The sequence below is a fragment of the Bradyrhizobium sp. WBAH42 genome (assembly GCF_024585265.1).
Lineage (GTDB): Bacteria > Pseudomonadota > Alphaproteobacteria > Rhizobiales > Xanthobacteraceae > Bradyrhizobium.
In genome coordinates this window covers 4,340,162-4,366,424 of sequence record NZ_CP036533.1, presented here as the reverse complement: position 1 = coordinate 4,366,424, position 26,263 = coordinate 4,340,162, and the positions used below count along the sequence as shown (strand labels likewise).

20 protein-coding genes are annotated in these 26,263 nt (G+C 64.1%); 9 read left to right on the top strand and 11 right to left on the bottom strand.

All coding sequences use genetic code 11. From position 1 onward, the window contains the following. The first annotated feature begins 10 nt into the window (after positions 1 to 10). The 9 genes from DCG74_RS20150 to DCG74_RS20105 all read left to right on the top strand — a co-directional run bounded on the left by DCG74_RS20150 (position 11) and on the right by DCG74_RS20105 (position 14,918). A complete protein-coding gene (locus DCG74_RS20150) occupies positions 11 to 952 on the top strand; it encodes an ABC transporter permease (RefSeq protein WP_172788027.1) in 942 nt (313 codons plus the stop codon). Next, complete coding sequence (locus DCG74_RS20145; RefSeq protein WP_172788026.1) at positions 949 to 1,818, top strand: ABC transporter permease; 870 nt, start codon at positions 949 to 951, stop codon at positions 1,816 to 1,818. Before DCG74_RS20150 ends, DCG74_RS20145 begins: the two co-directional genes overlap by 4 nt. Before the next feature lie 1,182 nt (positions 1,819 to 3,000). After that, positions 3,001 to 3,708: a BTAD domain-containing putative transcriptional regulator gene (locus DCG74_RS20135; RefSeq protein WP_210268450.1), complete on the top strand. Its 708-nt coding sequence runs from the start codon at positions 3,001 to 3,003 to the stop codon at positions 3,706 to 3,708. A 230-nt stretch (positions 3,709 to 3,938) separates the two neighbouring features. Further along, on the top strand, positions 3,939 to 6,329 hold the full coding sequence (locus DCG74_RS20130) for a hypothetical protein (RefSeq protein WP_172788025.1): 2,391 nt from the start codon (positions 3,939 to 3,941) through the stop codon (positions 6,327 to 6,329). Then, positions 6,326 to 7,585, top strand: coding sequence for a hypothetical protein (locus DCG74_RS20125; protein WP_172788024.1), 1,260 nt, complete (start codon positions 6,326 to 6,328; stop codon positions 7,583 to 7,585). Before DCG74_RS20130 ends, DCG74_RS20125 begins: the two co-directional genes overlap by 4 nt. 19 nt (positions 7,586 to 7,604) lie before the next feature. Further along, entirely contained in the window at positions 7,605 to 8,045 is a 441-nt protein-coding gene (locus tag DCG74_RS20120; protein WP_172788023.1) for a hypothetical protein, read from the top strand. A gap of 2 nt (positions 8,046 to 8,047) precedes the next feature. Next, on the top strand, positions 8,048 to 9,214 hold the full coding sequence (locus tag DCG74_RS20115) for a hypothetical protein (protein ID WP_172788022.1): 1,167 nt from the start codon (positions 8,048 to 8,050) through the stop codon (positions 9,212 to 9,214). Positions 9,215 to 9,235: 21 nt separating this feature from the next. Continuing rightward, complete coding sequence (locus DCG74_RS20110; RefSeq protein ID WP_210268449.1) at positions 9,236 to 14,020, top strand: peptidoglycan-binding protein; 4,785 nt, start codon at positions 9,236 to 9,238, stop codon at positions 14,018 to 14,020. 151 nt (positions 14,021 to 14,171) lie between these two features. After that, positions 14,172 to 14,918, top strand: coding sequence for a poly-gamma-glutamate hydrolase family protein (locus tag DCG74_RS20105; RefSeq protein WP_172788021.1), 747 nt, complete (start codon positions 14,172 to 14,174; stop codon positions 14,916 to 14,918). Positions 14,919 to 15,026: 108 nt separating this feature from the next. On the opposite strand, the gene DCG74_RS20100 is transcribed toward DCG74_RS20105, so the two are convergent. The 11 genes from DCG74_RS20100 to DCG74_RS20050 form a co-directional block, all read right to left on the bottom strand. After that, positions 15,027 to 15,338: a hypothetical protein gene (locus DCG74_RS20100; protein ID WP_246571007.1), complete on the bottom strand. Its 312-nt coding sequence runs from the start codon at positions 15,336 to 15,338 to the stop codon at positions 15,027 to 15,029. Between the two features lie 68 nt (positions 15,339 to 15,406). After that, positions 15,407 to 15,796, bottom strand: coding sequence for an NUDIX hydrolase (locus tag DCG74_RS20095; protein WP_172788020.1), 390 nt, complete (start codon positions 15,794 to 15,796; stop codon positions 15,407 to 15,409). Between the two features lie 65 nt (positions 15,797 to 15,861). Continuing rightward, a complete protein-coding gene (locus tag DCG74_RS20090; RefSeq protein WP_172788019.1) occupies positions 15,862 to 16,881 on the bottom strand; it encodes a zinc-binding dehydrogenase in 1,020 nt (339 codons plus the stop codon). 152 nt (positions 16,882 to 17,033) lie between these two features. After that, a complete protein-coding gene (locus DCG74_RS20085) occupies positions 17,034 to 17,981 on the bottom strand; it encodes a sugar-binding transcriptional regulator (RefSeq protein ID WP_210268448.1) in 948 nt (315 codons plus the stop codon). A gap of 97 nt (positions 17,982 to 18,078) precedes the next feature. Then, entirely contained in the window at positions 18,079 to 19,608 is a 1,530-nt protein-coding gene (locus tag DCG74_RS20080) for an alkaline phosphatase (protein WP_172788018.1), read from the bottom strand. Then, positions 19,605 to 20,366 carry a glycerophosphodiester phosphodiesterase family protein gene (locus DCG74_RS20075; RefSeq protein WP_172788017.1) on the bottom strand — a complete coding sequence of 254 codons (762 nt, stop codon included), beginning with the start codon at positions 20,364 to 20,366 and terminating at the stop codon, positions 19,605 to 19,607. The genes DCG74_RS20080 and DCG74_RS20075 overlap by 4 nt, the downstream gene beginning before the upstream one ends. Before the next feature lie 9 nt (positions 20,367 to 20,375). Continuing rightward, on the bottom strand, positions 20,376 to 21,296 hold the full coding sequence (locus DCG74_RS20070; protein WP_172788016.1) for an ABC transporter permease subunit: 921 nt from the start codon (positions 21,294 to 21,296) through the stop codon (positions 20,376 to 20,378). Between the two features lie 4 nt (positions 21,297 to 21,300). Then, the gene (locus DCG74_RS20065; protein WP_257187345.1) at positions 21,301 to 22,224 is read right to left on the bottom strand and encodes an ABC transporter permease subunit; all 924 of its coding nucleotides are present in this window, start codon (positions 22,222 to 22,224) and stop codon (positions 21,301 to 21,303) included. A 110-nt stretch (positions 22,225 to 22,334) separates the two neighbouring features. Beyond that, positions 22,335 to 23,666, bottom strand: a complete 1,332-nt coding sequence (locus DCG74_RS20060; protein ID WP_172788014.1) for an extracellular solute-binding protein — start codon at positions 23,664 to 23,666, stop codon at positions 22,335 to 22,337. 206 nt (positions 23,667 to 23,872) lie between these two features. Then, positions 23,873 to 25,498, bottom strand: a complete 1,626-nt coding sequence (locus tag DCG74_RS20055) for an FGGY-family carbohydrate kinase (protein WP_172789468.1) — start codon at positions 25,496 to 25,498, stop codon at positions 23,873 to 23,875. Between the two features lie 21 nt (positions 25,499 to 25,519). Beyond that, positions 25,520 to 26,248 (bottom strand): SDR family oxidoreductase, encoded by a 729-nt coding sequence (locus DCG74_RS20050; RefSeq protein ID WP_172789467.1) that lies wholly within the window; start codon positions 26,246 to 26,248, stop codon positions 25,520 to 25,522. Positions 26,249 to 26,263: the final 15 nt, after the last annotated feature.

The following is a 26,263-nucleotide window of genomic DNA, read 5'->3' as shown; positions in this document are numbered from 1 at the left end:
GTTTGCGTCGATGAAGACCCTGCTTCTTCGGCGGCTCGCCGTCTCGTTGCCGACCCTGTTGCTGGTGTCGATGATGGTCTTCGGGCTGCAGAAGCTGCTGCCCGGCGACCCGGCACTGGCGCTGGCCGGTGAAGAGCACAATCCGGAAGTCGTGGAATTTCTGCGGCAGAAGTATCGCTTCAACGATCCGGTTCCGGTGCAGTATGCCATCTGGCTCAAAGCCGTGATCCAGGGTGATTTCGGAACGTCGGTGCGAACCCGCTTGCCGATCGGCAAGATGCTGGTCGAGAAGCTCCCCGTGACGATCGAACTCGCGACCCTCTCGATGCTGGTTGCCCTGGCCATCGGCCTACCGATCGGCATCTTTGCCGCGTTGTGGCGCGGGACGCCACTCGACTACGGTGCCAGCATGTTTGGACTGGCCGGACTTTCCATTCCGCACTTCTGGCTGGGCATCATGCTCATCCTGCTGTTCTCCGTGAATCTCGGCTGGCTGCCTGCAGGCGGCTTCGTTCCGCCTTCCGAAAGCATCCGGCAAAACCTGCTGACGATGCTGATGCCGGCGCTCGTGCTGGGCACAGGCACCGCTGCAATCATGATGCGCCATGTCCGCAGCGCGATGATCCAGGCCATGAAGCAGGATTATGTGCGCACGGCCCGCGCCAAGGGCGTCCGCGAAGGCACGATCGTGCTGCGCCACGCCCTGCCGAACGCCATGATCCCGGTCGTCACCCTCGGCACGCTTCAATTCGGCGAATTGCTGGCGGGAGCGGTCCTGACCGAGCAGGTGTTTTCAATCCCGGGTTTTGGCAAGATGGTCGTCGATGGCGTGTTCAGCCGCGATTACGCTGTCGTGCAAGCAGTCGTGCTCTGTACCGCAGCCATCTTTCTGTTGATGAGCCTCATTGCCGATCTCGCCTACGCCGCGCTCAATCCAAGGCTTCGATCATGAGCACGATCGAGACGCAGCCGATTGCAGCCCAGGCGCATGGGCGCGGCTCCGAACCTCGCCGGCTGCTCCACGAGCCTTCCGCATTGATCGGCGGCGCGATCATCCTGTTCTTCATCGTGCTGGCCGTGTTTGCATCGTGGCTCGCGCCCTACGATCCAAACACACCCGATTGGATGGCCGTGCGTGCTGCGCCCAGTGCGGCACATTGGTTTGGGACGGACGATCTCGGTCGAGATGTACTCTCGCGTGTCGTCTTCGGCACGCAAGCCTCGCTGGCTGCCGGCGTGATCTCGGTAACCGTCGCGGTCTTTGTCGGACTTCCCTTGGGGCTCATCGCCGGCTATTTCGGCGGCCTCGCCGACATGGTGATCTCGCGCCTTGCGGACGCCCTGCTCGCCTGCCCCTTTCTCGTGCTCGCGATTGCGCTGGCCGCATTTCTTGGCCCCAGCTTGGAGAATGCGATGGTCGCAATCGGCATTTCTGCCGTTCCGGTCTTCGTCCGCGTTGCACGCGCCGAGACCCTGGTTGTGCGCACAGAGGACTATATCTTGGCTGCCCGTTCCCAAGGGCTCGGTCATTTCGCCATTTTGGCCGGGCAAGTGCTGCCAAATGTTCTGGCGCCCACCATCGTACAGGCGACGCTCACCATGGCGATCGCAGTTCTGGCAGAAGCAAGCCTTGCATTTCTCGGGCTAGGTCAGTTGCCGCCCGCGCCCTCTTGGGGCGCCATGCTCGATGTCGCGCGCCAGTTTCTCGGCGAGGCACCATGGATGGCGCTTTGGCCCGGCCTTGCGATCATCACGCTCGTGATCGGCTTCAACCTCATCGGCGACGGCCTGAACAGTGCTCTAAATCCCAGACACTAGCGCGCGGCGTCCAAGTGCACCGCTGCAATGCGAGAACTCGGCAGCATAAGCTTTGCTGGTAAGGGGAAGGGACTTGCTACCAGGATCCATAGTTCTCAGCAGCAATACAAAATTGACGCAAGAAGTGCGTTTGCGTGGAAATTCTTCTCAGACGTGCCGCGGTTGCTCTCTCATGGACGCAACGCGCACCAATCTATGACCGAGCCAGTCACTTGCCCCGACTTGAGCCCAATCGACTTTATCACCGGACCCAGGCTCGCGGGCGTCGCTTCAACAAAACGCTAAATTGTCTGCACTCGAGTCACTGTCCGGCTCCAGGCCTTGCGAACGATAGGCTGCCTGCAGAGCTTGGTCCGCCATCGCGCGCGTGTCGCTTACGAGATCCCGTCGACGATCGCATTCGGGTCTTACCGGGCTCATTCTTTGCCGCGAAGCGGTAGTCGACCGCCGCCTTCGCGTCAAACGTCGGCACTACTTAACTAAATTGGATACTGCGGCTAGCTGGCGTGAACAGCCGCGTCCTCCTCAGACGGTCAAGGAAGTACTCTTGTCAGATGCGTGCGCCGCTTTATTTTTGCAACCGATCCTTGCATCGACCGGCTATGCTCGATGCGAAGCTTCTGGTTGCGGCTCAAGAATGAACTAGTTCATACTACCGGATAGAAAACACCGCTACGTTACGAAGTGATCTGCATCGGGCGACTGTCCGGGTCGGAATTTTCTCTGGGTTCCGCCTCGCGCATCCCACGCGAGCACAGGTTGCTCTGGCGGCAAATCCGTCGAGCCTGATTTCGGTCAACGCGTGTCGGAGTTGTGGTGAGGTTCACATGTGCACAGGACTGGGCACGCCCATGTGCAATATCTGCGGCAAATTCTGCGCGCGCGGCGAACTGCCACCAGGCCTCGTGTTAGCCACAGTGTTCGGACACGGTTGTCGGCATACGCACGCACCCGCGCCATTGAACAGTAAAACGCGATTAAATCTATCGCTAAGTCCCGGCCTCGGGCTCCAACCCGATTTGTTGCCCACGACGGGCGGCGGGCGTACCATTCCACGCCGGTTGTCAGCCTAGTGTCGAGAATTTAAGGACCGGCCGGAATACGAACGGCCCAACAGAAGATTTTACTCGGCCGGCCAGAGCTCGGTCGAACTTTTCATAATCTCGCCCAGGAAGGCTCTTCATGACGGGGGGCATCAGTGAGAGGATAGTGGAGCGCAAGGTCGCCATTCTCGGGCGGCTTGGCGTCCACCCGATGGTTCGCCTCTCGCTCCCGGCGCGCCGGCTTCTCGCCTTTCTCGCGCTTCAAGGCCGGCCGGTCTCGCGCACCGCAGCCGCTAGCAATCTCTGGCTGGATCTCGCCGAAGACGCGGGCCGAGCCAACCTCCGCCGCGCGCTGTGGCACGTTCCGCCCGGCTGGATCGAGACCATGGGCGACGAGCTGGTGCTGTCGGCGGACGTTGATTTCTCGCGCGCACAGGCCACCGCGGCCCGTGCCCTCAAGGGCGAAGCGCTTACCTTCGAGGACATCGTATTGCTATCGAACGACGTTCTGCCCGGCTGGCATGAGGAGTGGCTGATCGCCGGGCAGGAGGCGTTTCGCCTGCTGCGGGTGGAGGCGCTCGAGGCGGCCTGCCGGATCATGACGACGTGTGGCGATCTCGCGCTGGCAGCACAGGCGGGGGTCGCCGCGCTCGCCGCCGAGCCGCTGCGCGAATCGGCGGCCGAAGCGCTGATCGATGCATATCTCGCCCAGCGCAATCGCTACCAGGCGGTCCAGTGCTACCGTTCGCTGGCAAAGCGCCTTGCCTGCGAGCTGGGCGTGGCCCCGGATGAGGCGCTGGCGAAGCGCGTGGCCGGCATTTGTCCCGCCTCACGCACCGCGCACTAGCTTCCCCTTCCCTTTTTGTCTCTTCCTTTTCCGGAGTCTGCAGGGACGGCCGTCGTCTGCCCGTGGACGATCCTGCGACGCTGCGTGGACGCCTCGGAAAGCGCCGCGGCCACGGCAGCAATACGCACTGAGCGCGCGAACAAGACGGCAAGGCGACGGCGGCACACACAGCGGCGGACGGCGGTCATGCTCAACTGCACCGCAGATGTTCAGGAGGCCGGAGTCGCGCGATGCTGAATCAACAAGAGTCATCCCATCTCTTCGCCGCGCAGGAAAACCCGTTCGCTGAAGCCTTCGCCGAAACCGGCAACGGCGCGGCGATCGGCTTCGCTCCGTGGAGCGAGAATCTCACACCATTCACAGCGACGCTCGATGGCGGCGCAAGCCAGTCCGAGACCGACCGCCTGGTGGCCGAAGTCTATGCCGAGCTTCGCGACGAAGCGTTCGATGAAGCGCTTGCGTTTCTGGCAGAGGAGACCGAGCAGGCACTCGACGAGCGGTTCGTCGGCGAGACGCCGGCGTCCGCACAGGAGCGCGAACGCTATGCCGACGCGCACCTCGCCCCGGTGCGCTTCGAGGCGCAACAGTATCTGCAGACGCTGGAAGCAGGGATGGCCGGCCTGGACGTCGGCTCCCTTTCAGAGCAACAGCTCGATGAGGTGCTGGAGAGATTCGACCCATCGATCGGAGAGCTGACGCCGGCCGGCGAGGAGTTCATCGGCAAGCTCATCAAGAAAGCCAAGGGCGTCGTCAAGACCGTCGCCAATGTGGCAAAGAGCGTCGGCAAGGTCGCGGGGGCGCTGCTCGGGCCGGTTCTGAACAAGCTGCGCGGCCTGATCAATCCCCTGCTCCGGCGCGTCCTGTCCTTCGCCATCGGCCGGCTGCCGGCACCTCTGCAGCCGCACGCACGCGCGCTCGCCGCCCGATTCACGTCCGAGGCTGCGGAGGAGAGCATCGACGAAGCTCAGGTGTCACCGGCGAACCTGACCGACATGGAGTCGCTCGCCGAATCCTTCGACGCGGCCATCGCGGAGGTACTGGCGGGCGATGCGGCAGCCGAGTTCGAAGGCGAGGCGTTCGGTGCGACGGACGAGAGCGAGATCGAGACGCGGGAACTCGAGGTGCTCGCCGAAGCCCGCGGCGCACTGATCGAACGGCTGCGCGACGCCGACGAGGACGAAGATCTCGCGCCGGCGATCAAGCAATTCGTTCCCGCCCTGCTCGGCGCGCTACGGCTCGGAATCAACCTCGTCGGTCGACCGAAGGTGGTGGGCTTCCTCGCCAATTATCTCGGCCAGTTGATCGGCAAATGGGTAGGACCGCAGCTCAAAGGGCCTCTGTCGAACGCCATCGTAGATACCGGTCTGAGGCTCATCTCGCTCGAGGCCGAGGACCGGGCGCAGCTCGAGCGCAGCGACGAGGTGGCGCCGGTCGCGCTCGCCAGCGTCGTCGAGGATACGGTCCGCCAGTTCGCCGAGAACGAGGACTACGTGTTCGAGGACGAAGAGCTGACCCAGCTCGCGACCGCAGAAGCGTTTAGCCAAGCCGTTGCAACGCATTTCCCGCCTCGCTTCGTTCGTGCGTCGCTGCAGCAGGCCCCGTCGCTCGGCGGAACCTTCGTGAGCCGCCGCCCGCGTAGCCTCCGGCCCTATCGCAAGTACAACCGCACGCCCGATATCCAGGTGACGTCGCAGATTGCGGACACGCTGCCCACCTTCGGCGGATCGACGGTCGGCGCGGCGATGCGGGCGGCGGGCGCGCAGTTTCCGATCCGCGCGCGCATGCACATCTATCAGTCTGCGCCCGGCACCACGCTCCAGCGCATGGTGCGCACCGACCGGTCGGGCGCAGGCGCAGGCCGCGGCTACATCAACACCGCCAACGTCCATCCGCTGACGCCGGCGGCGGCCGGCGTTCTACTGCGTGAACCGAAGCTCGGTGTCGCGGTGCCCGCCGCATATCTTCGCTCGCGACAGCGGATCGCCGCGGGCCAGCGCTTCTACATTCTGGAGCCGGTCGGCGCCGGCGCGCCGCCAACTTTGCCCGCGGGCCCGGCGGGACAGGCCGCGGCCAGGCGTCTGCGCGCAAGCTGTGCCTGGGCTTCGGTGAATATGCGCCAGGCGCGCATCACCGTCGGAATCTACTTGTCGGAGGCGGAGACGCAGAAGATCGTCGCGGCGATCCGCAAGGGCCAGGGAAGCCTCCCGCTGCTGCAGGCGCTCACCAGGACCTACCAGGACATGGAGCGACTCTCCGCCGGCGGCCAGGCTCCTCTCCGGATGTTGCGCGAGGATGGCGAGGACGGCGAGACTTTCGAGGACTTCGCTGCCCACAGGGGCAAGCTGCTGCCGCCCGGCCTGACCGCTCAGCTGCGCCAGCGCCTGCGCGCCTGGGTGATCCCGGCGTTGACGAAATGGGCGCGAGCCAATGCGGAAGCGTTCGTGCGCGCAGCCGGACATCCCGATCCCGGTGTAACGGTTCGCATCCGCCTCACCGCGGTCCCCGGGCTCGACGCGATCCGCAGGATGCTGCGCGGCGGTGCGTCCGCGCCGTCCGGCGCCGCGCTGCGCGGCACACCGAGCATCGCCATCTCCGTCACACCTGGGCGAGGCTGCAAGTGACGCGTGACATCGACCAGCATCTCGTCACCTCGGACCTCCAGCGGCAGGTCGCCCACTGGCTGGCGGCCGCTCGCACGTTTCGCGATGCCGAGGAGTTTGCTTCGATCGAGGCCTGGAAGTCGGTGGAACGCGACACCGGTGCGCCGCTGCGCCAGCAGATCAACGCGGTCGTCGAGGAACTCATCGAGCTCGGTGAGGCGACGCAGCGGGTCGTTGCCGAGGCGCGGAAGAATCCGGCCCGCATTCCAGCCGCCTCGACCGGTGTCCAGCGCTTCCGTCGCCGCTACGTCCAGGTCGACACCACGCTCGATTTCCTCGGAGATGCCGTGAACTCGCGAACGAGTGCGCCTCTGCGCGAGGCGCTCACGACGCTCGACCGGCTTGCGGTCACGAGCATGCAGGGCGTGCTCGAGCGGGCGAGGAAGCCGGTGCCAAGAGTGCTGGTGTACCAGGACAAGGGAACCGGCGCATCGATCCTGCGCGCGGGCGTCCGCCTCTGGGCGCCCGGGGTCATCATGCCGGTCGCCGCCATCAAGATCGTGCGCCACAATCTCTATCGCCCCACCTCGCTCTTTCACGAGACTGGCCATCAGGTCGCTCACCTCACCGGCTGGACGCCCTCCGTGCGAGCGGCCATAGCGCGCGCGCTGAAGGACGATGAAAAGCTTCAGGCGATGTGGACACCCTGGGCCTCCGAGATCGGTGCCGACGTCTTTGCCTTTCTTCACACCGGCTATGCCTCGACGGCGGCGCTCTACGACGTCGTCGGCAATGCCGACACCATCCTGCAATGGCCGGTGGGCGACCCGCACCCGATCGGGTGGCTTCGCACAGTCCTCGGTTGCGCAATGTCACGCCTCTGCTTCGGCGATAAGGGCCCATGGAATGCCCTGCAACGGGCCATGGAAGCGCATTATCCGATCGCCCTCGCCGAAGAGACGCTGCAGCCCCTGCTCGCCCGCTCGAAGGCCGCGATGCCAAGGATCGCAGAAGCGTGTCTCTCAGCGCCCGTACCGGGGCTCGGCGGCCGGCCGATGACCGACGCGCTCGATCCAAAACGCGTCTCCCCCCAGGCGCTTGCCGAGCTCGAACACACCGCTGGCGCAGCGCTCTGGACGTCGCCGGCGTGGCGGCAGCGTGAGGGAATACGGATCGTCGCACTCGCCGGTCTGCGCGAGGCCGAATGTCCGGAGACTGCACCGATGTGGATTGAACGCGCACGCAGCTGGTTCATCAACCAAGCCGAAGCGGCGTGAATTGAGAAAGGAATACGACATGGCCAAGAAGCCTTCATCTTCGGCGGGATCCGAGTCCGTGCTGGAGCTTGCCAAACGCCAATCGGACGGGCACCCGCGCAACGAGGAGATCGACCTCCTCAAGCAGACCATCAACGAACTGCACGAGCGCGATGCGAAGCGCGAGCAGGAGCTGTGCCACTTGAATCAGGCGCTGAGCCGCTTGTCGCAGATGAGCGCGATCGAATGCATCCTGACCAACGGATTCGAGGAACTGTCCACCAAGCTCGCACCGCTGGCGGAGATCGGACCTCATCGCGTTCCGATCGCGGATGGCGCTGTGAACGCGCGTCTTGCAAGCATGATCGAAGCCACAGCGCGGCCGAGCTGGTCGGGAGCATCGACCGTGCCGATACCAACGCGTCCCGTTCCATTCATCGGCGAGGTCGTTCCGCGCCCACGCGACAACGAAAGGTACTAGTCATGATCCAGCAGCTGATTGACCGCATGATGGCGCCGCCGTCCAACATGTCGCGCGACGCGGCGGCCGCAATAGTGCTCATGTGCGATCCGTTCGATCTGTTGCTCCACATGGAACAGGTCTGGAACGCCTTTCGCGTATGGGGACCGCCGCCGAATCCGCAGCCGGCCAGCCCGGCCCGGCTGGCCTTCCTCCGCTACGACATCGGCGCATTCGCGCCATTCATCCCGGATCCGTCGTTGGCCGGTGTCCCGCAATGGGACCACCTCGGCTACAGCTACGTTCTGGAGAACACACGCGCCATCCAGATCCTGCGCCGCGTCCTCCGGGAGTATCGCTCCGGCGAGGGATTGGGCATCCCGTCAATCGCGACCCAGCGTTGGCTCGAGATCACCGAGGTGCTGCTGTTTGGTGCCGCCAATCCGCTTGCCCCGTGGCTGTCCACCAGTGTCATCCGTCCCGATCCCGAGGCGGTACGGCGCAACGCATACTGGCGGCTCTTCGGCCTCGACCTGGCATTCGGCACCGACGACAACCGGCCGCCCACCTACGACAAGGCCACGCACGCGAACGCGTCATTCATCCAGGTGTTCGAGGAACTCCTTTTTGAATTGTGGCAGGCGATCACCAACGTTCGCAACACATCCGGCGTGAACGCCTCAGACGACGATCGGATTTTCAGGATCGCCGAAGCACTGCGATTTGCACTGCGCGCCCGGCGGCAAAATCAGTTGCTCAGTCGGGAGGAGCTGGTCGCGGCAACGGCCCTCGGCTGGGCCGAATTGACGCTAAGCGCCAACACGCCGGTGGTCGAGGATCTGGTTGCCAACGCCACGAGCCCCTACGAGCGCCTGCGGATGATCGGCGAGCGCGTTGGGCTCGCACCGCACAGCAGGTCGTCGGCTCTGTTCTCGATGGCTGGCGATCTTTCCCGGTTCCTGCGCATCGTCGAGTCCGGCGTCGTGTCCGGACCTGAACTGGCGTGGGTTCTCTACCTCGAGCAGCCGCCGGTCGGTTCGCCGCCGGGCGCAGCTTCGCCGATCGGGGCTTCGAGCAGGCGGGTCATCACTGAGTGGGCATCCGCAACTGGCAAGGATCTGAAGACACGCGCAAAGCCGATCGAGATGCGGCCGCCGACCCGACCGCCACTGCTCGTCGGCGCACGTTGAGGTCAACGCAGGAGGCAGACGATGCACGGGTCCACGCAGGATTTCCAATCGCTCGACCCGCTCGGCCTCGACGCTCCGTTCGCGGAGACGTCCGAGCCGGAGAACCACAGCGGAATTGAAGCGTTCGCCACGCTCGAGGACAACCCGTTCGTGGCCTTTTCGGGCGAAGCGGAGTGGACTGGTGCGGGCGAATCCCAGTCCCTCGAGGAGGGAGAACTGGGCTCACCCCACTCCTTCGCGAACTGTACGTCGACGCAAAAGCAGCTGCTGCTTGACGTCACCGAACGGTGTCTGCGCGCAGTGCAGCATGCGGCCTCGTTCGTCGGCAGCGCGTACGGACGGCCGGATCGGATGGGCGCAGCCACGCGGCAGCTGCTGCTGCGGCATTTTCACACCACGAAGCACGACGATCTCCATCACATCGTCACACGGCTGATGCGGATCGAAAAGGCGCTGAAGGATGGAATCAAGTTCCGCGGCGAGACCGACTGCGCCACGGACGGCAAGGGAGCCGTCTGCGGTTATGCCCTGACGACGCAGTTGTTCGGCGGTTTCGGCAAAGTCCACATCTGCTTCGACACGCGGCCGAGGCACTGCAACTTCAGCGCGCTGGCGCCCGACACGCAGGAGGTGACCCTCATCCACGAGGTCGCGCATCGCTATGTCGGCATCAAGGACCAGGCCTACGAGCACGAACCGAAATACTCGACCCTGTCCCCGAAGCAGGCTCTGAACAACGCGGATAGCTACGCCTTCTTCGCCGTCGAGGGCATGACCCTGCTGAGCGAGAGCTTCGAGCCGGAGCTGGAAGGCTCGCTGTCGGAAGATTACGATGAAACCTCGTTCACAGGGCTTGAAGCCCAGCCGTGGAATTCGGATGGCTTTTCCGCGGACAACGATGCCGCGCGAGACGAAAGCTCGGAGCCTTGGGCGCGCGAGCTCGAGGAGGCTCGCGAGCTGGAGTCCGGAGCCAGCCGCTGCGCCGAAGACGAACACGAAGGTGAGGACGAGTATCTCGAGTCCGAGGCGTGGACCGCAACAGCGGAGCAAATCGCCTTTCGCAACAATGTGCTCGCCGAGCATATCGCCCGCAGCCGCAAGGCCAGGGGTGCTCCCCTGCCCGACCTGAGCAGCACTCAGGTCGAGACGATCCCGGGCACCAGCGTCAAGACGCGGCCGGAGACTGCGCGGGCCGCAGGCCGCCTGCTCGCCGCTGCAAATGCAGATCTGCAGAAGGCTCAGATTGCGGCTGATGCAGATGCGCTGCGAACGAAACGATTGACGGCAGCAAGCGGCTATCGCGGCAGTGAGCACCAGCGCTCGCTGTGGCTCGGGTATTTCAAGGGCTACTACAACCGGACACGCGCGCACCGCGAAGCTCTTGCCGAAGGTCCACATTCGAAGGCAGCAGCCGCCTACATGCTGAAGTCGAAGGCCTTCGGCGGCTTTGGCCTGGGTGGCCTGATTGCGGCGCCAGGCTACAGCAATCACCAGAACGGAATTGCCGTCGACTTCTATCAGAACAGAAAAGCGGGATTCGAGGTTGCCAACAGTAGCAGTGACGCAGCGCGAGCGGCCTGGCGCAGGAGCTGGTTCTATGGATGGCTGAAGCAGAACGCGGCGGCCTACGGTTTCGAGCAGTTGCCGACCGAGGAATGGCACTGGGAGTTTCGCCGCAAGCCGACGATCACGAGCGAGTTCGAAAGCGAAGCCGTCGTTCCGTCCACGAAGCCGTATCTTGACGGCGCGTTATGGATCTACCGCTCCCGCGTCACCGGCACAAAGATCGCCGTATTCGCGTCGGCTGCGGCCGTTCGAGGCAGCGGGCCGGTCGACATGTTGCTCTACATCCACGGGCTGCTCAGTCCTTGCGGCGTGCCGCGAGCCATGCCTGCGGGCATCGTGACGGAGGCGACCTTCCGGCTCGGCAAGATCGTGACCGACAGCGGCCGGCCGATGCTGCTGATCGTGCCGCAGCTCCAGATTGGGAGCGACGCAGGCTGGAGTGCACACGGCCTCGACCGGCCTGCGCAGCTCAATGCGCTGTTTGCCGAAGTGCTGGGCGAGGCGGACCGCCGCCTCGAGCGGAGCGGCACGCAAATCGGCCGGCTCGTCATTTCCGGGCACTCGCGCGCCTACGGCGTGCTCTATCCGCTCGCCAACGCGAACAAATCCACGGCGCTCGGCACCGGCGCGCTTGCGAAGCTCGTCAAGGTGTGGGTTCTTGACGCCACCTACGGAAGCCCGCCCATCGCGGCGTTCAAGGCGCTCTCCGCAGCCCGGCCGGGTTTGGGCGTGGACATCGTTTACCGCGCCAAATCTCCGACCGACAAATTCGACGGCCGCGCCAATGCGGGCGCGGTGGCGCTGCGCCCCGTGCCAAATTCGATCACCCATTGCGCGCTGCCCGGTAAACTGCTCCCGACCTTGTTGAGCGAGCTCGGCACAGCCTCGGATGGCGAGGCCTTTGAGAATTTCGATGCGATGTCGAGCGCGGAAACACATTTCGAGAGAGCCGACGGGGAATCGTTAGCTTGGCTGGACGTGGAAGCAGGCCTTCCTGGCGGCAAGCTCGACGAAGACTTCTCCGACACGCGCTGGCCTGAATCGTCCGAGGACGAAATCGAGCACGAAAGGTGCGGATGCGGGTGCGGCGCCCACTCGGCGCCCCGAAAATTCGAGGCCGAGTGGTTCGAACCGGAATCGGATGACGCAGGATGGCCTGCAGGCGTCGGCGTGCGCGCATTCGACACCGAGGCCGGTGGAGCCGCCGACCTCTTGCAGGGCGCCTCGGCTCTTGTGGTCGGACCGACGCTTCGCCGCGGCAACGGCGGCGCCGGTGTCGAAGCGCTGCAGCGCGCGCTGGCGCAACTCGGCCATTCGCCGGGCGAAATCGACGGACGATTTGGCGATGCAACCGAAAAAGCGGTCCGCGCCTTTCAGTCCCGCGCAGGCCTCTCCGCCGACGGCGTGGTCGGCCCGCGCACCAAGGCGGCTATCGCCGCAGCGCTCGGCGGCAAGATCGCGCCGCTACCTACTCCACCTGCTCCCATCCCGCCGGCACCGACCCCGCCTGCGCCGCTTCCTGTCGACGAGGATCTCGATGCCTTCATTGCCAGATTGGCTGCGGAGTGGTCGCGGCGGACGGGCGGAAAGCCTTCGGCCGACGAACGAAGCGCGGCGCTGCGCGGCGACTACGAGGATACGCTGAAGGGCGCCCGCATGCGCTTCGGGACGAAGTACGCCGACGACGTTCTCCGCCGCGCCTGGATGATCAGCCGCGAGGAAGAGATGCGCTTCCGCACCGAGCCATCGGGCGGCTCGCTCGGCGATTTCGGGCCGCCGGCGCAGCGGGTGGAGCTGGTCAGTCACGCGCCGATTGACGGAAGCGACAAGGCGCCTGTCGCGCCGATCATGGTCCGCTTCTTTGCCGAGCTGCGCCGCCGCTACGGCGCAGGCCTCGGAGCGGGTACCTATCGCGGACATGGCGGCGGGAGCTTCAACGACCGCGGCTATTCGCTCGATCTGTTCCTGAACAGGCGCGACGCTCGCGGCTTCTATCTCCGCGACGATGCCTTGAGGTTGCTGCGCGCGGTGAACGAAACTGCGAAGGCGATGCCGGCCAAATGGCGGATCATCTACAACGATTTCGCGGTCGCCGACGAGATCAACCGGGAGACCGGCAAGCGCAACGTGATCTTCGTCGGCACAACGCGCAAAGACAAGAACAAGCGCGTGACGGGGCTCAACTGGCATGGACCGCATCCCCTTATCATCCACTTCCACCTCGACCTCGCGCCGCTGCCGGGCGCGCAGAGCGAAGCCGAGGACGAGGGATGGCAGGAGACTTGGCAAGAGAACTGGCAGGAGAATTTCAGCGACGGTGAGGACGTGCGCGCCGCCTGCGAGGGCGAATCTCCAGCCGACGAGACCCTCACCCTGGAAGCCCTGCTCGCGAGCGAAGCGGGAGGCGATCCGGGGCTGGTGGACCGCCTCAAAGGCGTTGCCGAACTCATGCTCGGACCGACGCTGCGCCGGGGCAGCAAAGGCGACGGCGTGAGCAGCCTGCAGCGCGCCCTTGTCGGGCTCGGCTACGGTTTGGCAGTGGACGGTGATTTTGGTTCGAACACCGAACGCGCGGTGCGTGGGTTTCAGTCGCGCGGCGGGCTGGAGGCCGACGGCGTCGTCGGCGCGGCGACCAAGGCCGCGATTGGCGCCGCGCTGGCTGGCCGGTCGCTGCCGCCCGCCCCCGCTCCTACGCCTCCTGCGCCGACGCCCTTGCCCTACGCGCCGGGCAAGAAGCTCGCGCCGAAAGCGTTCGTCGCCACGTTCGGCGAGTCAGCCAGGGCTTCGCAGGCGGCGAGCCGCGTACCCGCCCTGGTAACGCTCGGCCAGGCAGCGCTGGAATCCGGCTGGGGTGCGCATGCGCCCGGCTTCAATTTTTTCGGTATCAAGGCAAAAGCCAGCATGCCCGAAAACATGCGGCAGTTGCTGAAGACCAAGGAGGTCATGTCGCGGCCCGACGCCAAATTCCCCGAAGTGATCTCGGTGACGCCGCGGCCCGACGGCAAGTACGACTATGTCGTGCGCGACTGGTTCCGCGTCTATCCCGACGCTGCCACCGCGTTCAGCGAGCACGGCTCATTTCTGGCGCGCAACAAGCGGTACGCCAAGGCGTTCGCGGTCACCCACGACCCATACGCCTTCGCAACCGAAGTCGCTCGCGCGGGCTACGCCACCGGACCGACTTACGAGAGGGAGCTCCATGCCGTCATGCGCATGATCGAGAAGGCGGGTGGCGGGTAAGAATGTCGAACTGAAACCTGCAACCTAAATGGTCCGATCCGGATCGCCAGTCGGGTCCGGGCGACGCGTTCTCGAAGAAGTCAGGGCCGCAGCCTTATCGTGTCCGGAGGTCCACCATTCGCCAGCAAGAGCCGCACGCCGCGACTGGCTCTTGATCATTCAAGCCGACTGCACGGAGATCGGTGATATGCCGCGAGGACCCGACAAGTATGATTCCATGACTGCTCTGTACGATGATCCGAACAATGTCGAAGGGATGGCATATGGAAAAAGATGGCTACGTCATGAGTGGCGCCAACTGGTGGAAGAACAGGTTACGGACAACACGGAAACACAAAAGATCATCATGGCCCTCCACGGAGGTGGCATTGAGACCGGCACAAGCGAGATCGCTCTAGCTACGGCCGGCTATCATCCGACTACGCTGGCGACCGCAGTTGATGGTCTTGGATTGCTTGACCTCTGGCTGTTTGAAGGGTTGTTGCCCTCCAGCAACGGCGACCTGCATGTGACGGCTTCCCACTACGATGAGCCAATAGCCACGAAGTTGGTCGAAAACGCTCAACGTTGTATCAGCTTGCACGGCTGTACGGACACCCAGGCGAATGGAAGAATTCAGCTCGGCGGACTGGACGACGAGTTGCGCGATATCGTTCTGGAAGAATTGGATGCTGCAGGAATCCCGGCCGAGGTTACCAGCAACCCTATGCTTGACGGCAGTCTCCCAGACAACATCGCAAACAAGACAAGAATTGGCGGCTGCGCCCAACTCGAGATGGGAACGAGCTATCGTAGAAGCTTGTTCGGGATCAACACAAGGCGGCAGCGGAAAAACACGACGAACGCTCAATTTTGGCTACTGGTCGACGCTTTGCGTAAATCCATGAGCCGCGTATGAGCCGTTCCCTACCCGGACGGAATAGCCAGCAGGCTTGTTCGAACCGGGCACGACGGCTTAGAAAATCGATTTTCCAAGCCCAGGTTACGCCGGCGCCCACCGGCCGTCTCAGGAATGAGCACCCACAGACGGCGCGACGTCGAGGCGGACCGCGACACCGCTGAGGTCCGGGCTCGGCGCCGGATAGAGCTTCATGACGAGCGGATCGTGACCGGGCACGATGTGGTCCGCGTCGGGTGCGACAGCGCGGAGCTTGTCGAAACCCGCCAGCATGTCGCCGACATGAAAGGCGGTCGTGAACGGGCGCTCGCTGGCCATGTTCTCGTAGAAATGACTGACGTCGGAGGAGAGCACAACGAAGCCCAGCGGGTTCTCACGCGGACGAACTGAAGACCGGCCGAATGCCTGCAGGCGCTGCAATGACGAGCATTTTTAGCCGCGCATGACGGGCAGACCTCAATCCGAAGGAATCGCCTGGCGCCGGCGACCTAGCGGCGGCCTCGCCTGGGAAACAGCTTGTCGCGGATGTAGCGCGAAGTCGGCGTCAATCTGGCGCCACGCGGCTTGCGCCAGACCGCACGATCGATCTCCTTCTTGTCCCCGACCTTCAGCCGTCCCGTTACCTTCTTGGCCAGGAAAATGGCATCACTCATCCGCCGGCCGGTTCGGCTCTTCTTCGCTCTCACTTCCGTCCACAGTTTCAACGACCCGAGCTTGAGCTTGGGAAGCTCCTCCTTGATCTCGCGACGCAGGCAGCTCCTGTCGCTCTCGCCTGCCCGCCTCCGTCCGCCTGGAAACATCCAAAGGCCGTCGCGCCTGCGTCTCACCATCAGCACGCGCCCCTTCCGGGCGACGACCAGCTTCGAGGATTTCGCCATCACGACCCGCCCCGCATCTATCCCTGCTTCCGTTACCCCAGGCTCTTTGGCGAGATGCCGCTCGATTAGGGGCAAATGATCGCCTTGATAATCCCATCGCGCCGCGCGACCTGCTGCTCGAACGCGGCGGGCGTCTGGTCGAGCGAGAAGCGATGCGTGGCGAGCGGCGCCAGCTTGACCTGGCCGCCTTGCACAAGCGCGATGGCCCGCGGATAGACTTCCGGCATACGACGTGAAAACTTGATGGACAGGCCCTTACGACGCGACTCCGCGCCGCTGAGGATGTACTGGTTGTTCTCCGGGATGCCAACGAGAACGATCCGGCCGCCGATACGGGCGCAGCGCGCAGCATGCTCAAAGCCGTGCGAGGAGTCGGTTGCCTCGATCACCAGGTCGACGCCGCGGCCTTCGGTGGCGTCCCCGACCTCGGCGTAGCTGCGGCATGCCACGTCCGCCCCGAGGTCGCAGGCGAGCGCCGTGCGCTGCTCGACGGGGTCGATCGCGATGACCTTCCCGGTACCCGCGAGTCGTGCCAGCTGCACGAGCAGCAATCCCACCGGCCCGCAGCCCAGCACCGCCACGCTTTCCAGAAGCCGCGGGCGCGCCAGATCCATCGCATGGATCGCTACGCCAAGCGTTTCCAGGATCGCAGCGCCGGCCGGGTCGATGCTGTCAGGCACCAGATGCACGGCGGATCGGGGCACGCAGACGAATTCGGCCATCGCGCCGTTGTGAGGCGCATAGCCGAGGAATTTCACATTGGGGCAGAGATTGGTGTGACCGCGATGACACCATTCGCAATGGCCGCAGGGAATGGACGGATCGACCGCCACCAGCGCGTCAGCCGAAAGCCCCGCTTTGCGCGCCGAGTCCGGCGTGAGAACACCCGAGAACTCATGGCCTAGCACGAATGGCCTGACTTGCGTCGGGCCGGTTGTTCCGCCTTCAAGATAGGAATGCAAGTCGCTGCCGCAGACGCCGACAGCCTTGACGCGGAGGATGAGCTCGTCCTCCGCAAGCGGCCTCGGCTCTGGGATATCGAGGACGCGGATATCACGAATGTCCTGGAGCACCGCAGCGCGCATGTCGACGCCATCCTTCTGAGCAATTGTCTCCGGTATGTTACATATGTAATGACGAGGTGACAAATGCTTTTGCACGCCTTTCAGCGCACACGCCGGCTATCGCGCGCTCGGTTTCGAAGGCGCGGATCCCCTTCTCTGCAGAGGAAATCGGGCTATTTCTGCTTGTCGATCAGTTTCAGGGCGGCGACGGCGGTGTTCTCGTCCGTCATCAGCACCTTGCCGATCCGGCCGCGCAGCACCGCGGCGATGATCGGCGCCTTGTTGAGTCCCCCGGCGATCAGCATGGACGTCGGTACGCGCGCCAGCTTCTCGAGCGGCAGCGCAATGGCTCGGCTGTTGATATTATGATCGATGGGCCGGCCGGCTTTGTCGAGAAACTGCGCCAGGACGTCGCCAACGGCGCCTGCCGCCCGTAGGTGCTCGGCGCGGACGTCCGGCGGCAACCCATGCCGCATCAGCAGCGAGCGCGGGGTCAGATCTCCCATGCTCAACAGCGCTAGATCGATCTTCTCGACGCTGTCCAGCACCTCCTGATAGACCTCCTGAGTCAGAAACGTGTCGCGCGAGCGCCGGCTGCTGACAAAGATCGGCGCGGCCAGATAGCTGCACTGGGCGTGCAGCCGGTGCGCGAGCTCACCGGCAATCTCGAAGGTGTTGAGCTCAAGGCCGCGCGACAGGCCGCCCATCATGGAGACGATGGACAATTCCGGATAGTCCGCCGGTGTGACGTAACGGATGGTCTCGCGCAAGGTCGCGCCCCAGCCGATTCCGATGATGCGCGGCCGCTTCTGTTCGAGGAATTTCGACAAATAGGCTCCCGCCGCCATCCCGATCAGGCTGCCGACCTGCTCGGGATTTTCCGGGCTCGGAATGACGACGGCGTCCTCAAGCCCGCATTCCCGGCGCAATCGATGCTCCAGCTCTGTGCAGCTCGCAAAGGTGGAGTTGAGGCGGATGTTGACGATGCCGGTCTGGCGGGCATCCGACAGCATGCGGTTGACGCGGGCGCGGGTCAGCCCCAGCCGCTCGCCGATCTCGGCCTGAGTCAGGTTCTCCATGTAGTAGAGCCAGGCGACCCGCAGAATGGTCTGGTCAGTCACGGCGCAGCCCCCCGCAGCGGTCTCAAGGCACAGTCAGACGTCGGAGCATTTGAGGCGATCTTTCGTTGGTCGTCAAATCTGTGCCGTCCGGATCTCGTCATGCGGCTTTCGCGCCTGGCACGCCTTCCTCGACCACGAAGCTCGTCAGCCGGCGCACCGCGCTTCCGGCATCCTTGACGTCGTTGAGCGCCTCGAATCCCACGGTGCAATGCCGAACGTCGAGTTCGATGGTCGCATAGCCGCGCTTGTCGCCGCGCGCATAGAGCAGATGCGGATTCTCCGCCAATGCCTTGCGCACGCTGGCTTCGCTCGGTCCGTCCGAGGTGATCGACGTGCCGACGAACTCGGTCGCAATGGTCGGGCGATCCGGGCGGGCGAAGTCATGTTTCAGATCGGCGGTAAAGAAGGCGTGACGGTCGCCGCCGATCACGATCGGATTGCGCCGGCGGTGTGCCACGAGCGAATCAAGGAGCCGGCGGCGGGCGTTGGGATAGCCGTCCCAGCCGTCCATCCAGAAATGCGCGCCGTCATCCCCTTCCCGCTTGTTTTGCGCCATCAACGTCTGCTGCGCGATGATCGTCCAGAGCCCGCGACAGTCGCGCAGACGCGCATCGAGCCATTGCTCCTGTTGTTCGCCAAGCATGGTCCGGACTTCGTCCGACCGGCCTGCACATCCAGCGACCCAGGTCGGACGCCCGCTTCCGACGCAGGCCGATGCCGAGCGATATTGCCGGTCGTCGAGCAGCAGGACGTCGAGCATGTCGCCGAAGCGGTAGTGCGCGTAGATCGTGGCATCCGCGCCGCGTGGGCGCGCCGAGGGCGGCAGCGGCATGTGCTCGTAATAGGCCTGATAGGCTGCCGCGCGGATCTTCAAGAACTGGGCGGAATCGCGAATGGTGTAGGAGCGATCATTGGCATAATCATCCATCACCTCATGGTCGTCCCAGACCGAAAGCCAGGGAAAAGCGGCGTGCGCCGCCTGCAGATCGGGATCGGTCTTGTAGAGCGCGTAGCGGTTGCGGAATTCCTCGAGCGTCGTCGGAATTCCGACGCCGTGCTGGCGGACGTGGCGCGATCCCCAGGATTTCTCATAGATGTAGTCACCGAGATGCACGACGAGGTCGAGATCACGCGCGGCCATGTCGCGGTAGGCGGTGAAATAGCCCTGCTCGTATTGCTGGCAGGATGCGAAAGCAAAACGGAAAGGCCGTGCCGACCCGGCCGGTGCGGTGCGCGTGCGTCCGACGGGGCTGAGCGCCGGACCGGCGCGGAAGCGGTACCAATAGACGCGGTCCGGCAGCAACCCAGTCGCCTCGGCATGCACGGAATGCGCAAGCTCCGTGGTCGTCCGCACGACGCCGTGGGAGGCGATTCGTGAGAAGGCCTCATCCTCCGCAGCCTGCCATTCAACCTCGACCGGTGCATCCTTCATGCCACCGCCGTCGAGTGGTTGCGGCGCAAGGCGGGTCCACAGGATGACGCGATCCTCGCGCGGGCATCCTGAGGCAATGCCGAGCGTGAAAGGATCTGCGCTGAACGACACCGGCGCTCCTCGCACGAACCCGGAGGGCGCGGCGAGCGCAGCGCTCGCCAGCGATCCCACGAGAAACCGACGGCGAGGAATCATGGGCGCTCCGGCATCGTTTCGAGCTGGCGGCGAATGCTCACGGCGAGGTCCGGCCGATCGGTCGTGATCTGCCGCACCGGTTGGGCAAGCCAGTAAGCGATATCCTCCGGCTCGTTGGTCACCCATGCACCGAGACGCTCCGAGCCGAGCAGTTTGAGGGCAAGCGGCAACGCGAGCCCCAGAAGCGATTTTTCGACCGCGACGATGCAGCGCGGAATGACGGCCAACTGAGCCAACGCGGGCTCGATTCCGCCCATCATCTCTGCCGAACGACGGTCGAGCGAAACGAGCACGCGCGCCTCCGGCCACAGCCGCCGCACGGTCTCGATCACGCTGGGCACGAAGCAGGTGATGACCGCACGCCGCTCTAGGCCCCGCCGCTTGATCTGCTCGATCAGCCGCGCCTCGAGGCCCGAATAGGCCTTGCCAAGCGCATCCGTTTTGATCTCGATGTGGAGCTCGAGTGTGGTTTCGCTGAATACATCGAGCACCTCATCCAGGGTCGGAATGCACTCATCGTCCGCATCGCGAAGACGCATTGCCGTCAGTTGTCGCAGACTGCGCTCGCCCACCGGCCCCCTCTCGAATGTGGTGCGGTCGAGCAGCGGATCATGGATCACAACGACACCGCCGTCCGTGCTCTGATGGACATCGAACTCGACCGCATCGACGCTCTCCTTGCACAGGTTGCGGAAGCCCGTCAGGCTGTTCTCCCGCCAAAGATTGCGTCCGCCCCGATGCCCGGCGATGAAAACCATGATCAGCCCCTATTTGCTGCTGTCGACAAGACCCTTGATGAACCAGCGCTGCAACAGCAGGACGACCAACACCGGCGGCAGCATCGTGAGCAGCGCACCGCTCATGGCGACGTTCCAGGCGGGCTCGCTGTCGGAGCGGGGGATCAGACCCTTCAACGCAATGACCGCCGTTGCCATGTCCTTGTCGGTCGTGAACAGCAATGGCCAAAGATACTGATTCCAGCCGAACAGGAACAGGATAATGGCGAGCGCCACCATGTTCGGAACGGACAGCGGCAGCAGGATGCTCCAGAAGAAGTGCAACGGCGAGGCGCCGTCCAGCCTCGCCGCCTCGCACAGCTCCTCCGGGATCGTCAGGAAGAACTGGCGAAAAAGGAACGTGGCAGTGGCCGAGGCGATCAGCGGCAGGATCAGCCCAGGATAGGTGTTGACCATGTTCCACTCCAGCGCGATCAGGACCTCGTGCCCGCTGATCCAGAGCCAGAGATCGGTGACATGCAGCGTGTCCAAGATCCATTGCAGCGGCAGCGCAGCATTTGCCACAGCTTCGAAGGTCGGCACGATCCGGACCTCGATCGGCAGCATCAGCGACATGAAGATGAGCCAGAATGCGAGCATCCTGTAGCGAAACCGGAAGTAGGTGATGGCAAAGGCGGAGAGCAGCGATACTGCAATCTTGCCGGCCGTGATGCCGAGCGCCACGATAATCGAATTGGCGAAGGTGCGGCTGAAATTGCCCTTGTTCCAGGCCAGCTGCAGATTGTCGAAGAACCGCCCCCCCGGCAGCCATGGCAGCGGCACCTTCTGCACCTCGGCCACCGTGAGCGAGCCGGCCACGAATGCGAAATACAGCGGCACGCAAACTATCAGCGCGCCGGCGATCAGGATCGCATGGCAGATCATGTTGAGGACCGGTGAGCGTTCCACCATGCGGCTAGACTCCGTAATTGACCTTGCGGTCGAAGTAGCGGAATTGTAGCAGCGTGCAGATCAGGGCAAAGCTCATCAAGAGAACCGACTGCGCCGCGGAAGAGCCGAGGTCGAGATTGACGAAGCCGTCGACGAAGACTTTGTAGACCAGAATGTTGGTCGCACCGGCGGGGCCGCCTTTTGTCACGGCATCGATGATGGCAAAAGTTTCGAAGAAGCCATAGATGAAGTTCATCACCGTGAGGAAGAAGATGGTGGGCCCGAGCATCGGCAGCGCGATCGAGACGAAGCGACGGATCGGTCCCGCGCCATCCACGGCGGCAGCCTCCATCAGCGACACCGGCACTGCGAGCAAGCCCACGACCAGGAAGATATAGTCGTAGCAGATGTGCTTCCATGACGCGGCCAGCGTCACCAGGAGCAGCGCATCGGTTGGATTGAGGTTGGGATCCCATGCAATGCCGAAACTGTGCAGCACCTGCGCCAGCGGGCCGACCGCAGGATTGAACAGGAAGGCCCACAGGATGCCCGCGATCGCGGGCGCGATGGCATAAGGCAGCAGGATGATCGTGCGATAGGCCGAACGGCCGCGCACGATCCTGTCGGTGGCAAATGCCAGCACGAGCGCGCTGCCCAATGTGAGCACGTTCTGCGCCGCCGTGAACCAGAACGTCACCGCGATCGACTGACGGTAGTCGCTGCTCGCGAGCAGCGTCTTGAAATTGTCGAACCAGACGAACTGGACATTGGTCCCGAAGGGATCGCTGAGCAGGACGGATTGCATCAGCGCCCGCAGCGACGGAATGAAGAAGAAGAACAGCAGGATCAGCAATTGCGGCAGCAACAGCAGCGTCGGCAAGCCGGGACCGTCGCCGAAATTGGCTCGCTTCAGTCCGGCCTCCTCACGCCGCCGCGTCTTTGCCGACACGCGCGAGCCACCGGCGGCTGCCGCTGGCACTGCCTTGGACCCGCCGCCCCCGTGCCTTCGCAAAAGCACGGGTGTGCGCGCATCACGCCACGGGATCGACAGGCGCAACGTCATGGACGCTCGGTTTCCGGAGTCTTTCCGGCATTGAGCTTTTCGAACTGCCGCAGGATCTCGTTACCCCGCTTGACTGCATCATCCATGGCCTGCTGCGGCTGCTTCTGGCCGGCGAACACGGCCTCTACCTCCTGGCGCTGGGCCAGCATCGTCTGCACGAAGTTGCCGAAGCGGAATCCACGCGAGTTCTCGTTCGGCGTGCCGCGAGAGAGCTGCAGCACCGCGATTTCCCTCGTCGGATGATCCTTGTAGTAACCTCTCTCCCGCGCGAGCGCATAGGCACGGTTGGTGGCGGGAACATAGCCGGTCGCGCCATGCCACCACATCTGGGTTTCCGGCTGCGCGACGAAGTCCAGAAAGGCTGCGACGGCGTCGTATCGTTCCGGCGTGTGTCCCTTCATGACCCAGATCGCCCCACCCCCGATGGTGCTGTTGAGAGGCGGATCGATGTCGCTCTCGTGCGGCAGGAAGGTGGCGCTCCAGTTGATGGTTGCATTGCGCTCGATGTTGCCGTGCGATGCGGTCGAGTTGACGAAGGTCGAACACCGGCCCGACGTGAACAATTGCTCGGGACTGAAGCCCTGGCCTGCGATTTGCATCACGCCGTCGTCGAGCCATTTCTTGAGCCGCGCGACTTGCGACACCACCTTCGTCTTGTTGTAGACGAACTCGGTGCCGAGCCCGTCGAAGCCGTTCGCGAGCGTGCCGTAGGGCTGATTGTTGATGGCGCTGTAGTTCTCGAGGAGACTCCAGTAGAAATCGCCGGGCAGCACCGTGCCGCACTCGCTGATCCCCTTGGATTTGATGGCGTAGAGCTGCTTCTCCAACTCCTGCCAGGTGTCGGCCGGATTGTCGAAGCCGGCCTTCTGGAAGTGATCCTTGTTGTACCAGAAAATCGGCGTCGACGAGTTGAAGGGCATCGCCGACATCCGGCCCTTGTAGCTCCAGAAGCTTGCCACGGGTTTGATGAAGTCCGAGAAGTCGATCTTGTAACCCTTCTGCTCCACCAGGTCTTGCACGGGGACAATGGCTCCTGAAAGCAACATCGTCATGTAACCGCGCTCTGCGATCTGCACCATCTCCGGCGGCCGCTTGGCGCGATAGGCGGCAATCACCCCGTTGGTCACCTCGTCATAATTCCCCTTTGCGATCGCGACAACCGTGTACTTGTCTTGCGACGTGTTGAACTTCTCGACCAGCTCATTGAGCCGGTCGCCAAGGACGCCGCTCATGGCGTGCCACCACTGGACCTCGACCCGCGCCTGCGCCGGACCAACCAAGGCCAACGCGCCGAACAAGGCCGCAATGAATGCGACTTTTCTACCCATAGGCAGCCCTCCCTAGCCGGACAAAATGCTCGGCCTATACATTTGTATTTATATCATGACATATGTGTCGAGATGATGAAAGAGGGTCGAACCTCTCTCTCTCTCTCTCTCTCTCTCTCTCTCTCTCTCTCTCTCTCTCTCCTCGGGTCGTGCCGGCGTCGGAGGCAGACCGCGCCTAGGGGCGCCCGGATCGGTCGACAAAGGGGCTACGAAGCGCTTCGAATTGCCCGGCCCACCTTCTGCAGGGCTTCGAAGGCTCCAAAGCGCCGCTCGGCCCAGCCTGCGAGAGGGGCTAGGGGCCGAGAGATGTCTCCCAAGACCGACATTGCCTGCATCGCTTCGCCGAGATTAGCATGGTCGCCGGAGGCGACCGATCCAAGCATCGCGGATCCGAGCAGGACGGCCTCGGGGGATGCCGACGCAGCGACCGTCAGGCCCGTCATATCGGCGAGGACTTGCCGCACGAGGGGAATCTTAGCGGCACCACCGCTGACCACGATCGTGTCGACAGCAATGCCCCTGTCCTGCTGGGCGCGAACGATCTGCCTCGCCCCGCAGCCGAGACCGCACAGCCCGGCAAGATAGAGCGCCAGCAGGCTCTCCACATCCGAGCGCATATCGAGCCCGGCAATCAGCGCACGCGCGTCAGGATCGGCGAAGGGCGCGCGATTGCCGAGGAATTCGGGGACGACATGAACCTCGCCGACCAATTGCGGGATCACTCCGGCACCGCCGCGAGATTCGGTTTCCGAGGCAAGCCAATCGGCGAGCGTCTGCTGCTTCTGGCGTGCAGCCTCTGTCGCTTGCGTGGAGTGCGGATGCATCTGCAACAGATGCTCGACGGCAGCGCCGGCGGCCGACTGCCCGCCTTCATTGAGCCAAAGGCCGGGTACCATAGCGGAGAAATAGGGTCCCCACACGCCGGGGACGAAGGATGGATTCGGTGTGGTCGTCATGGTACATGCAGACGTTCCGAACACATAGGCCATGCGCGTCAGCACCGTGCCCGCGGTGCCGCGCGCGCCCACGGTACCGACGCCGCCGGCATGCGCGTCGATGAGGCCGGCAGCGACCGCCGTACCCGGGGTGAGGCCGAGATCGGCCGCGGCCTCCCCCGTCAGACCCGCCGCCAGCCTCGTTCCGCCGGGGACGATCTCGGTGCCGATCCTGCGGAATTGCTCGTCCGCGAGCACGCCGAGGCCGACCTTGCGGAAGAATTGATCGTCCCAACGGTTCTCGTGGCCCAGATAGGTCCATTTGCACGTCACGGTACAGATGGAGCGGGACAGACTGCCTGTCGCACGCCAGGTGAGAAAGTCGGTCAAGTCCATGAACTGCCACGCCCGGGAAAACGTGTCAGGCATGTTTTCGGCGAGCCACAACAGTTTCGGCGTCTCCATCTCGGGTGAGATCGTCCCGCCGACATAGTCGAGAACCTTCTCGCCGGTCTGGTTGATCCGGCGCGCCTGATCGGCGGCGCGGTGATCCATCCATACGATGACGTTGCGGGAGGGATCGCCGGACGGCCCGACGGGCAGCGGCGCGCCTCCCTCGCCCAGCACCACCAGCGAGCAGGTCGCATCGAAGCCAATGCCGGCAATGCTGTTCGGCGCGATGCCGGACTGCGCCACCGTGCTGCGCACGCTGCGGCACACGGCACGCCAGACGTCCTCGCTCGAGTGCTCGACGACGTCGCCGGCCTCCCGCCAAAGTGCGATGGGGGCGCTGTCACTCGCGAGGAGCACGCCGAAGCGATCGAACACGCCGGCCCGTGCGCTGCCGGTGCCGACATCGATGCCGAGAAAATGGCGGTTAGCAGATGGCTTGCTCATTTGGACGTCGATCAGAGAAGGCTACAGATCGTTGCTCTGCGGGAGAATGACGAGGTCGCGGATGGTGACGTTTCTCGGACGGGTCAACATGAAAAGCACCGCTTGCGCGACTTCCACCGGCTGCATCAAGCCGCCGGCCGCCATCTCCTCCTCGATCTTCGCCTTAGGCCAGTCCTTAATCAGCGCGGTCACGACCGGACCGGGCGCAACGGCGCCGACGCGCAAGCCGTGTTTGGCGACTTGGCGGCGCAGCGTATGCACGAAAGCCTGCACGGCGTGCTTAGAGGCGGTATAGATCGGCTCCCAGACCACGGGGACGAGACCTGCGATCGAACTGGTGACGATGATGTCGCCGCTCTTGCACTCGACCATATGCGGCAGCACCGCATGGACAGACCGGAACAGCGCATTGACGTTCAGATTGAGCATGCGGTCCCAGGCGTCGGGGTCGCCGTTCAGCACCTCGCCGCCGACATAGGCGCCTGCGTTGGCATGGAAGATGTCCAGCTGGCCCACCTGCTCCAGCACCTGCGGCATCATGGCCTTCATGCTCTGCGGATCGGTCAGGTCGACACGCAACGGGATCGCCTGGCCGCCCAGCTCGGCGCAGGCGCTGCTCAGCGCCTCTTCCGCACGATCGATCAGCACCACCCGTGCACCCGCCGCGACGAATGTTCTGGCGCATTCGAGACCGATGCCCGATGCGGCACCGGTGATCGCGGCGACTTTTCCTGCGAGTTCCTGGGCCACGGCTTGTCCTTCTTG